General features: G+C 68.5%; 8 protein-coding genes. 5 read left to right on the top strand and 3 right to left on the bottom strand.

What is annotated here, in order from left to right:
• The 3 genes from DIE03_RS24235 to DIE03_RS24220 form a co-directional block, all read right to left on the bottom strand.
• A partial coding sequence (locus DIE03_RS24235) for a tetratricopeptide repeat protein (RefSeq protein ID WP_148092907.1) occupies positions 1–221 on the bottom strand: 221 nt, incomplete at its 3' end.
• Positions 218–2,416 (bottom strand): tetratricopeptide repeat protein, encoded by a 2,199-nt coding sequence (locus DIE03_RS24230; protein ID WP_124454757.1) that lies wholly within the window; start codon positions 2,414–2,416, stop codon positions 218–220. The genes DIE03_RS24235 and DIE03_RS24230, both read right to left, overlap by 4 nt.
• Before the next feature lie 241 nt (positions 2,417–2,657).
• Positions 2,658–4,445, bottom strand: coding sequence for a tetratricopeptide repeat protein (locus DIE03_RS24220; protein ID WP_124454755.1), 1,788 nt, complete (start codon positions 4,443–4,445; stop codon positions 2,658–2,660).
• Positions 4,446–4,851: 406 nt separating this feature from the next.
• On the opposite strand from DIE03_RS24220, the gene DIE03_RS24215 reads away from it, so the two are divergent.
• Genes DIE03_RS24215 through rffA form a run of 5 tightly spaced genes read left to right on the top strand, consistent with a single transcriptional unit; the run spans position 4,852 to position 9,612 of the window.
• A complete protein-coding gene (locus DIE03_RS24215; protein WP_124454753.1) occupies positions 4,852–5,637 on the top strand; it encodes a TylF/MycF/NovP-related O-methyltransferase in 786 nt (261 codons plus the stop codon).
• Positions 5,634–7,019: an FAD-binding oxidoreductase gene (locus DIE03_RS24210; protein WP_124454751.1), complete on the top strand. Its 1,386-nt coding sequence runs from the start codon at positions 5,634–5,636 to the stop codon at positions 7,017–7,019. Before DIE03_RS24215 ends, DIE03_RS24210 begins: the two co-directional genes overlap by 4 nt.
• Positions 7,016–7,738 carry a WbqC family protein gene (locus DIE03_RS24205; protein ID WP_124454749.1) on the top strand — a complete coding sequence of 241 codons (723 nt, stop codon included), beginning with the start codon at positions 7,016–7,018 and terminating at the stop codon, positions 7,736–7,738. The genes DIE03_RS24210 and DIE03_RS24205 overlap by 4 nt, the downstream gene beginning before the upstream one ends.
• A 10-nt stretch (positions 7,739–7,748) precedes the next feature.
• Positions 7,749–8,396: a class I SAM-dependent methyltransferase gene (locus DIE03_RS24200; protein WP_124454744.1), complete on the top strand. Its 648-nt coding sequence runs from the start codon at positions 7,749–7,751 to the stop codon at positions 8,394–8,396.
• Between the two features lie 58 nt (positions 8,397–8,454).
• On the top strand, positions 8,455–9,612 hold the full coding sequence (rffA, locus tag DIE03_RS24195) for a dTDP-4-amino-4,6-dideoxygalactose transaminase (RefSeq protein ID WP_124454742.1): 1,158 nt from the start codon (positions 8,455–8,457) through the stop codon (positions 9,610–9,612).
• Position 9,613 lies beyond the last annotated feature (1 nt).

Here is a 9,613-nt window from a genome sequence, read left to right as displayed (position 1 = left end):
AAGTACGACGCGTCCGGCCGCTCGACGAGCGATTGCTCCATCAGTGCGAGCCCGGCGTCGTACTGTTTCAGCTGGCACGCCAGCAGCCCGAGGAAATGCAGTGCATCCGGCTGGCCCGGCTGCGCGGTGAGGATCGCGTCGTACAGCGCCTTCGCTTCCGCGAGACGCCCCGCCTGATGATGCGCAAGCGCGGACTGCAGCGTGTCGTGGATATCGTTCATGCTTCGTTTTCCGAGTTCGTATAGCGTTGCCACATGCCGATGAAAGCCGCTTCGAGATGCGCCGCGAACCGGCGCGCGTCGCACAACGGCGACGCGAGCAGCTGCGCACGCAGGCTCGCGTGCAGCGCCGCGAGGCGCTCGCGATCGCGCACCGCCGCGATCGCCTTCGCGACATAGGTGTCCTCGCCGTCAGCGACCCATTCGCCCATGCCCGCCGCGTGCAGCACGCTTTCGCAGATGTGCGTGACGAACCTGCTGCCCTTCATCCCGAGCACCGGCACGCCCATCCACAGCGCTTCGGCCGTGGTCGTGCCGCCCGGGTACGGGAACGGGCTCAGCGCGACGTCGATGCGGTTATATGCGCCGAAGTATTCCGCGCGTGGCGAACCGCCCTCGAGGATCAGCCGGTCCGCGCCGATACCGTGCCGCGCGAAGCGCGCGGCGGTCGCGTCGCGCACGCCCTCGCGACCGAGCTCATGCGCCTTGAGCAGCAGCCGCGCGTCCGGCAGCGCGTGCAGGATGCGCGACCACGCGCGCACGACGTCGTCGCCGATCTTCACGAGCTGGCCGAAGCAACCGAACGTCGGATGGCCGCGCGCCGCCATCGGCAGCGGGCCGACCTCGACGTCGCAGGCCGGCGGCGTGAAGCACAGGAAGCTGTCCGGCAGCCGCCACGGCCTCTCGACGAAGTGATGCGCTTCGGCGTCCGGCAGCGTGTAACGGTCGCCGATGAAGTAATCGATCGCGTCGCAGCCGGTCGACGCGAAGAAACCGAGCCAGCTCGCCTGCACCGGCGCGGGTTTCCAGCCGAACACGGGGAGCCCGCTCGACTGCGTATGGCCCGCGAGGTCGACGAGGACGTCGATTTCGTCGTCGTGAATCATCCGCGCGGCCGCCTCCGGACCCAGCGCGGCGATCGAGCGCCAGCCGTTCGCGTGCGGCTTCAGTTTCGCGGTGATCGCGTCCTCCTCGTCCGTGGTCACGTACACGCGCAGGTCGATGCGCGTGCGCTCGAGGTGCGCGAGCACGCTTTCCAGGAAGATGCCGACCGGATGCAGGCGCAGGTCGCCGGACACGAACCCGACGCGCAGCGGCCGCCCTTGCGCGCGCGCGGCCCGCTCGCGCGGATCGTGCGAGTAGCGCGTCGAACGCGCGGCCAGGTGCCGGCCGTAGCGTCGCGCGTCGGCCAGGTAGTCGGCGGGGTTCACGCAAGCGGATGCCGCTGCGCTGAACAGCAGCCGGTTCAGCACGGTCGCCGCGACGTCGTCGGCGTCGTCGCGCACCAGCGCGAGCGCATCGCGATACGCGTGGACCGCGGCATCGACGTTGCCCTGCGCGCGCAGGATGTCGCCGAGATTGACGTGCATCAACACAGCCGGCGGGCCGGCCTGCAACGCCTGCCGGCAATACACGAGCGCCTCGTCGAGCCGCTGCAGCTTCAGCAGCACGACGGACAGGTTGTGGCACGCGCCGGCGTCCGCCGGATTGAGCGTGACGGCCGTGCGATGGCACGCTTGCGCATCCTCGAGCCGGTCCAGTCCGTGATACGCGTTGCCCGCGTGGTTATGTGCGTCGCCGAGGTTCGGCGCGAGCCGGATCGCGTCCTGCGCATGCGCGAGCGCTTCCGCGCAGCGCAGTTGCTTGTGACGCACGGCGCTCAGGTTCGCGTGGGCCATCGCCATCGACGCATCCAGCTCGATCGCGCGGCCGTAATGCGTGGCGGCGCCATCGAGGTCGCCCAGGTCCTGCAGCGCGTTGCCGAGGTTGTTGTACGCCTGCGCGTAACCGGGCCGCAGCTCGATCGCGCGCGCGCAGCTCTGCATCGCGGCCGCCGGCTCGCGTGCGTCGCGCAACGCGTTGCCGAGGTTGTTGTGCGCCTCCGGATAGTCCGGACGCAGCGCCACCGCGCGCCGGTAGTGCGCGATCGCGTCGTCGAGCCGGCCGCTTTCGCGCAGCATGTTGCCCAGGTTGTTAAAGTACGACGCGTCCGGCCGCTCGACGAGCGATTGCTCCATCAGTGCGAGCCCGGCGTCGTACTGTTTCAGCTGGCACGCCAGCAGCCCGAGGAAATGCAGCGCGTCCGGCTGGCCCGGCTGCGCAGTGAGGATCGCGTCGTACAGCGTCTTCGCTTCCGCGAGACGCCCCGCCTGATGATGCGCGAGCGCCGCCTGCAATGCCTGTCCTGTTCCGTCCATCTCGTCTGCTCTGCTCAATAGGGATGCGGTTCGCGTCGGAAGTCGATCAGCCTGCCGCCGTGCCCGATCGTCACGGCCGGCGCCGCCATCCCATCGCGCGCCATGCCGACGACGGTGTCGCGCACGCGCCACCGGTCGGAATGACGATCACGCCGGCCGGCGCGGTGTTCAGCGCGAGGGGCGCCATGTTCCGCTGGCCGCCTCCGTGGAAATGCCCACGCACGTCACGCCGTGAGCGGCCTCACACGGATGCGACCGGCGCGGCTTCGACGTGCTGCGCCCACATGCCGTGCAGTGCGTCCTCGAAGTGGCGCGCGAAGCGGGGCGCGTCGCACAGCGGCGACGCGAGCACCTGCGCGCGCAGCGTCGCGCGCAGCGCCGCCAGCTCGGCAGGCTGGCCGACCTGCGCGACGGCCTTCGCGACATACGCGTCGTCGTCGTCCGCGATCCACTCGGGCAGCCGCGCCGAATGCAGCAGGCTCTCGGCGATGTGCGACAGGAAGCGCTCGCCACGCCGGCACAGCACGGGCACGCCCATCCACAGCGCTTCGGCGGTCGTCGTGCCGCCCGGATACGGGAACGGGCTCAGCATCAGGTCGACACGCCGGTACGCGGCCAGGTATTCGGCGCGCGGCGAGCGGCCTTCGAGGATCAGGCGCTGCGCGTCGATGCCGTGCGCCGCGAAGCGCGCGGCAAGCGCCTGCTGCTCGCGCGGATCGTCGAGATGCTCCGCCTTCACGAACAGCTTCGCGCCCGCGACCGATTGCAGCACGCGCGACCAGACCGCGGCGACGTGATCGGTGATCTTCGCGAGCTTGCCGAAATAGCCGAAGGTCGGATGGCCGTTCGCGAGCATCGGCAGCGCGCCGACGTCGACAGGCTCGGCCGGCGGCGTGAAGCACAGATAGCTGTCCGGCAGATGCCACGGCCGCTCGGTGAAATGCGCAGCCTCGGCGGGCGGCAGCACGTGACGGTCGCCGATCACGTAGTCGATCGCGCGCACGCCGGTGCTCGCGAAATAACCGGGCCAGCTCGCCTGCAGCGGCGCCGGCTTCCACGCGAACAGCGGCAGGCGGTTGTAGACCGTGTGGCCCGCCGCGTCGAGCAGCACGTCGATGCGGTCCGCGCGGACACGCGCGGCCGCTGCTTCGTCGCTCAGGCCGGCGATGCTGGTCCACGTCGAGAAGGCCGGCTTGAGGCGGGCGGTCACGTCGTCCTCGACGTCGCGCGTCGGGTACGCATGCATCTCGATCCGGTTCGCGTCGAGATGCTTCAGCATGCTCTCGATGAAATAGCCGACCGGATGCGACTTCAGGTCGCCCGACACGATGCCGACCTTCAGCGGCCGCCCGGCGCGGGGAGCCGGGTCGACGAGCCAGTCCGTCCACGGCTTCGCGCGCCGCGTGACGAGTTCGTCATAGCGCGCGGCCTCGGCGAGATAGGCGTCGTGGTCGAACGCTTCGCTGCAGTGGCTCGCGAACAGCAGGTTGCTGCGCGGCTCCGGCAGTTCGGGGCGCAGCGCGACCGCGTGCCGGTAAGCCTCGAGCGCGGCCGGGATCTCGTTCAGGTCGAACAGCGCATTCGCAAGATTGTTGTAGGCCTGGCCGTTGTCCGGCGTCAGCGCGATGGCCTGGCAGAACGCATCGACGGCCGCGCGGGCGTCGCCGGCGAGCCGCAGCGCGTTGCCGAGATTGTTGTACGCATCGACGTAGTCGGGTCGCAGCTCGATTGCGAGACGGAAGCACTCGGCGGCGGCGGCGTGACGGTTGTCCGCCTGCATCACGTTGCCGAGGTTGTAGTAGTACATCGCGTCCGGCCGGATCTCGATCGCCGCCATGATCAGGTCGGATGCCTCCTGATAGCGCCCGTACTGATGGCCGATCAGGCCGAGGAGGTGAAGCGCGTCCGCGTGCCGGGGATCGGTGTCGAGGATCTGCCGGTACAGCGTCTCGGCCTCTTCCAGCCGTTCGGCCTGATGGTGCGCCAGCGCCTGTTCGATCGTGGCGGCGGCGGGGGAGGTGGGCATCATGAGCTAGGTCGTCCTGGTAGCCAATACGGGATTCGAATCGCGGCCGGCGCCGCTGCGCCGGCACATGCCTTCGCCCGCGGACGCACGCACCGACGGTCTCCGACGTGTCCGAATTCTCCTCGCGCACGCCGCGTTCCAATTTGGCGAGCAGGTGCTGGAATTGGTCGCTATTCGCGCGACTGCAAGCCGCACCCGCAGGCGCCCCGAATTCGCGCCGGACACCCGCGCATCCATCGAAATGCGGGGTGAAACCACCCGCTAATCCGACATTCGATCCTGGCGGCGCTCGCTAGACTTGATCGTAGAAAGATGTCCGACCTGCGACGCTCGGACGGTTGCGCATTCCGATGCCACCGCGCCGACACGCGCTCGTCCGGCCACACCCTTTGCGCCTGGAGCCCTGTGTATGCACGAATCAGCGATCATCACCAACGCAGATGGCGATCAGCTCGCGGCGCGCCGCGAACTGTTCGACCTGATGCAGACCTACCCCGCGACGCGCGAGGAACTGGAACGGTCGCTCGGCCTGTTCGTGCGCGGCTCGCTCCTCGCACGCATTCTCGCGACCTTCGAGATTTATCAAAAAATCGTGCCGCTGCCGGGCGCGATCCTCGATCTCGGCACGTGGCGCGGGCAGACCGCCGTGCTGTGCGAGAACTTCCGCGCGATTCTCGAGCCGCTGAACTTCCAGCGCCGCATCCACGCATTCGATACGTTCACGGGCTACACGGGCTTCGCCGAGCACGACGCGCGCGACCGCAAGCTGTTCTCCGACGGCACGTACTCGCTGTCCGGCGAGTACGCCGACCTGCTGCGCAAGCTGCTGAACCTGCACGAGCGCAGCAACGCGATGGGACACGTGCATGACAAGCATCACGTGTGGGAAGGCGACTGCCGCGACACGCTGGCGGCGTTCGACGAAGCGCATCCCGGCGAGATGGTCGCGCTCGCGTGGTTCGACCTGAACGTGATCGAGCCGACCCGGCACGCGTTCGACGCGGTGATGGAGCGGCTGGTCCCCGGCGGCGTCGTTGCGTTCTGGCAGCTCACCCGCGGCGGCCAGCTGCCCGCGGAAGGCATCCATTACCTGCGCGACCTGCTCGGCAACCGTCCGCACCAGATCCACAAGGCGGCGGCATATCCGTCGCTCTGCTACCTGTCGTTCCCCGAAGGTGGGGGCACCCGCAAATGAAGATCGCAATCCTCGGCAACGGCATTCTCGGCCTGATGACGGCCCGCGCATGGCAGCAGGCCGAGCCGGGCGTCGAGCTCGTGATCGTCGGCCACGCGCATCGGCCCGGCTCGGCCACGCGCGCTGCGGCGGCGATGCTCAATTCGTTCACCGAACTGGAAGGCGATTCGCTCGGCACGCCGATCGACCGCTTCAAGTTCGAGCTGAGCCGCGGCGCGACGGCGGCGTGGCCCGCCGTATTCGCTGAAATCTGCACGCCGGAGCGCGCGGTCGCGCATGGCTTCGGCACCTTCGTGCTGAACAACGCGGCGACCGACGCGCTCGACGACGAGAACTTCGCGGCCATGCAGCGGTTCTGCCGCGAATTCGAGGAGCCCTGCGAGGCGGTCGATCCGTCAGGCATCCCGAACTATCATCCGGACCCGCGCTATCGCGCGCTGAAGGCGGTCTTCCTGAAGCGCGAAGGCTGGGCCAATCCGAAACAGTTTCTCGACGCGCTGACCGCGTCGGTCGCGCAAGCCGGCAACGTGCGCTTCATCGACGCCGAGGTCGAGCGGCTCGACACCGCGGCCGGACGCGTCACCGGCGCGCGCCTGTCCGATGGCAGCGTGCTCGGCGCGGACCGCTTCATCCTCTGCAACGGCGCCAACGTGACGCGCGTGCTGCAGGCGAGCCTGCCCGAGCTGCCGGTGCAGCGGATGTTCTACGGCATCGGCATGTCGATCGAACTGCAGAGCGCGGAGAACGTGCACACGCACTGCGTGCGCACGACCAACCGCGGCCTCGCGTGCGGTGTGTATTCGGCGCCGTACGGGCCTGACCGGACCCTCGTCGGCGCCAGCAACTACATCAGCCCGGTGCCGCACGAGCACGGCCACGCCGGCAGCGCGTACACGCTGCTCAAGTCCGCGATGGACCAGATCAACACCCGCTTCTCGCGCGCGAGCCTGGTCAACGTCAACGTCGGGTGGCGGCCGACGACGTCCGACCTGTATCCGCTGTTCGGCGAAACCAGCGTGCGCGACCTGTGGATTCTCGGCGGCACCAAGCGCGACGGCTTCCACCTGTCGCCGGTGCTGTGCCGCGATCTCGTCGCGGCGATGCGCGGCGAGCCGATCGATCCGCGCTACGCGGAACTCGCGCCCGAACGCCCGCTGATCCGCAACATGACGCGCGAGGCCGCGATCGCGAAGACGGTACGCCATCAGATCAATGCCGCGTACCAGCACGACTTCGTGCCGGCGCGCAACCGCATGGTCGAACAGCTTCGGAACGCGATGCGCGCGGACCTGGAGGCGCTGCACGACAAGCTGGGCGCAACGGACTGGGGCATTCCGCCCGAGCTCGTCGACATGTACCGGTACGGCCACATTCCGGCATGAGCGGTGCGACCATGAACCGCGATGCGAAGCGGGTAGCGATCGTCCAGTCCAACTACATTCCGTGGAAGGGCTACTTCGACCTGATCGCCGCCAGCGACGAGTTCATCCTCTACGATGACGCGCAGTACACGCGCCGCGACTGGCGCAACCGCAACCAGATCAAGACGCCGCAGGGCGTTCAATGGCTGAGCGTGCCGGTGAAGGTGAAGGGCAAGTATCACCAGTCGATCCGCGAAACCGAGATCGACGGCGCCGACTGGGCGCCGCTGCACTGGAAGGCCCTGCAGCAGAACTACGCGCGCGCGCCGCACTTCGCGCGCTATGCGGACGAGCTCGAAGCGCTCTACACCGGTCGCCCCTACGGGATGCTGAGCGAGCTGAATTTCGCGATGCTGACGTGGGTCCTGCGGCAACTGGAGATCGGCACGCGCGTGTCGTCGACGTCGGACTATGCGCTCCACGGCGACCGCACCGAGAAGCTGCTGAACCTGTGCGTGCAGGCGGGCGCGACCGAGTACCTGTCCGGCCCGGCCGCGCGCAGCTACCTCGACGAGAACCTGTTCGCCGATGCCGGCGTCGCGGTGCGCTGGTTCGACTATCCGACCTATCCCGAGTATCCGCAGCAGTGGGGCGACTTCGTCCACGGCGTGACGGTGCTCGACGTACTGTTCAACTGCGGTCCCGAAGCGCGCCGATACGCGCTGACCTCGAAAGACTGAGGCGATGTCCATGAGCGAATCCCGGCATGCGAGCCTGCTTGAAGAAGTAGCCGCGTACTACAGCGCGCGGCTGGCGGAGCACGGCGCGACCGCGCGCGGCGTCGACTGGAACGGTGAAACCAGTCAGTTCCTGCGCTTCGAACAACTGACGAAGATCCTGCCCGCGTCCGGCGGCCACTCGGTGAACGACATCGGCTGCGGCTACGGCGCGCTGGTCGATTTCCTGAAGGCGCGCGCGCTGCCGGACGGCTTCGCGTATGCGGGCTACGACATCTCGTCCGACATGGTCGACGCCGCGCGGCAGCGCTACCGCGAAGACGCGAACGTCGCGTTTCATGTCGGCGCGGTGCCGCCGGCCGCGTCGGACTACGGGATCGCATCCGGCATCTTCAACGTCAGGCGCGGTCACGGCGACGACGCATGGCTCGACTACATCCACGCGACGCTCGACACGCTGCACGCGACGAGCCGACTGGGCTTCGCGTTCAACTGCCTGACGTCGTATTCCGATCCGCCGTTCATGCGCCCGGACCTCCTGTACTACGCGGACCCGTGCGCGCTGTTCGATCGCTGCAAGCGCCGCTATTCGCGCCACGTCGCGCTGCTGCACGACTACGGCCTGTACGAATTCACGATTCTCGTCCGCAAGGACATCTGAGCGGTGCCGCGCGCAAGCCGCGCGGCCGAACGTCCCACCCTCACCGCGGAGCCTGACCATGTTCGGCCCACCCAACCTCGACTGCATTCCGTTCGGCCGCCCGTTCGTGGTCGGCAAGGAGCTCTACTACATCGCGAAAGCGGTCGAGCAGGGCGGCCTCGCCGGCGACCAGGCGTTCACGAAGCTCTGCCACCGCTGGCTGGAAGCGCGCGTCGGCTGCCAGCGCGCGTTGCTCACGCACTCCTGCACGGCCGCGCTCGAGATGGCCGCGATCCTCGCCGACGTGCAGCCCGGCGACGAAGTGATCATGCCGTCCTACACGTTCGTGTCGACCGCCAACGCGTTCGTGCTGCGCGGCGCGACGCCGGTGTTCGTCGACATCCGCCGCGACACGCTGAACCTTGACGAGACGCAGATCGCCGCCGCGATCACCCAGCGCACGCGCGCGATCGTGCCGGTGCACTACGCGGGCGTCGCATGCGACATGGACGTGATCGGGCAGCTCGCGGCGGACCACGACCTATGGGTGATCGAGGACGCCGCCCAGGCGCTGCAGTCGTCGTGGAACGGCAAGCCGCTCGGCAGCCTCGGCCACCTCGCGTGCCTCAGCTTCCACGAGACCAAGAACGTGATCTCGGGCGAAGGCGGCGCGCTGCTGGTCAACGACCCGCGCCTCGTCGAGCGCGCGGAGATCATCCGCGAGAAGGGCACCAACCGCAGTCAGTTCTTCCGCGGGCAGGTGGACAAGTACACCTGGGTCGACGTCGGCTCGTCGTTCCTGCCGGGCGAGCTGATCGCGGCGTTCCTGTACGCGCAGTTCGAGCACGCGGACGTGATCACCGCGCAGCGGCGCGCGACCGTGCAGCGCTACCAGGACGCACTGCAGCCGCTGCACGCGGACGGGCTGATCGAGCTGCCCGCGATTTCGCTCGCAGAGCGCGGCAACGGCCACATGTTCTATTTCCTCGCACGCGACCTCGCCGAACGCACCGAGCTGCTGCAGCAGATCCGCGCGGTGGGCGTGAACGCGGTGTTCCACTACGTGCCGCTGCACAGTTCGCCGGCCGGCCAGCGCTACGGGCGCTGCGGGTCCGGCATGGCGGTGACGGACCTCGTCGCCGACCGGCTCGTCCGGCTGCCGCTGTACCACGACATGACCGAAGCCGAACAGGATCGCATCCTCGACGTGGTCTTCGATTTCTACCGCACCCGATAAC

Source organism: Burkholderia sp. Bp8992 (assembly GCF_003853705.1).
In the GTDB taxonomy this organism is placed as follows: Bacteria; Pseudomonadota; Gammaproteobacteria; order Burkholderiales; family Burkholderiaceae; genus Burkholderia.
Note: the sequence above shows the minus strand (reverse complement) of the source record. Positions and strands in the feature narration are given on the sequence as shown.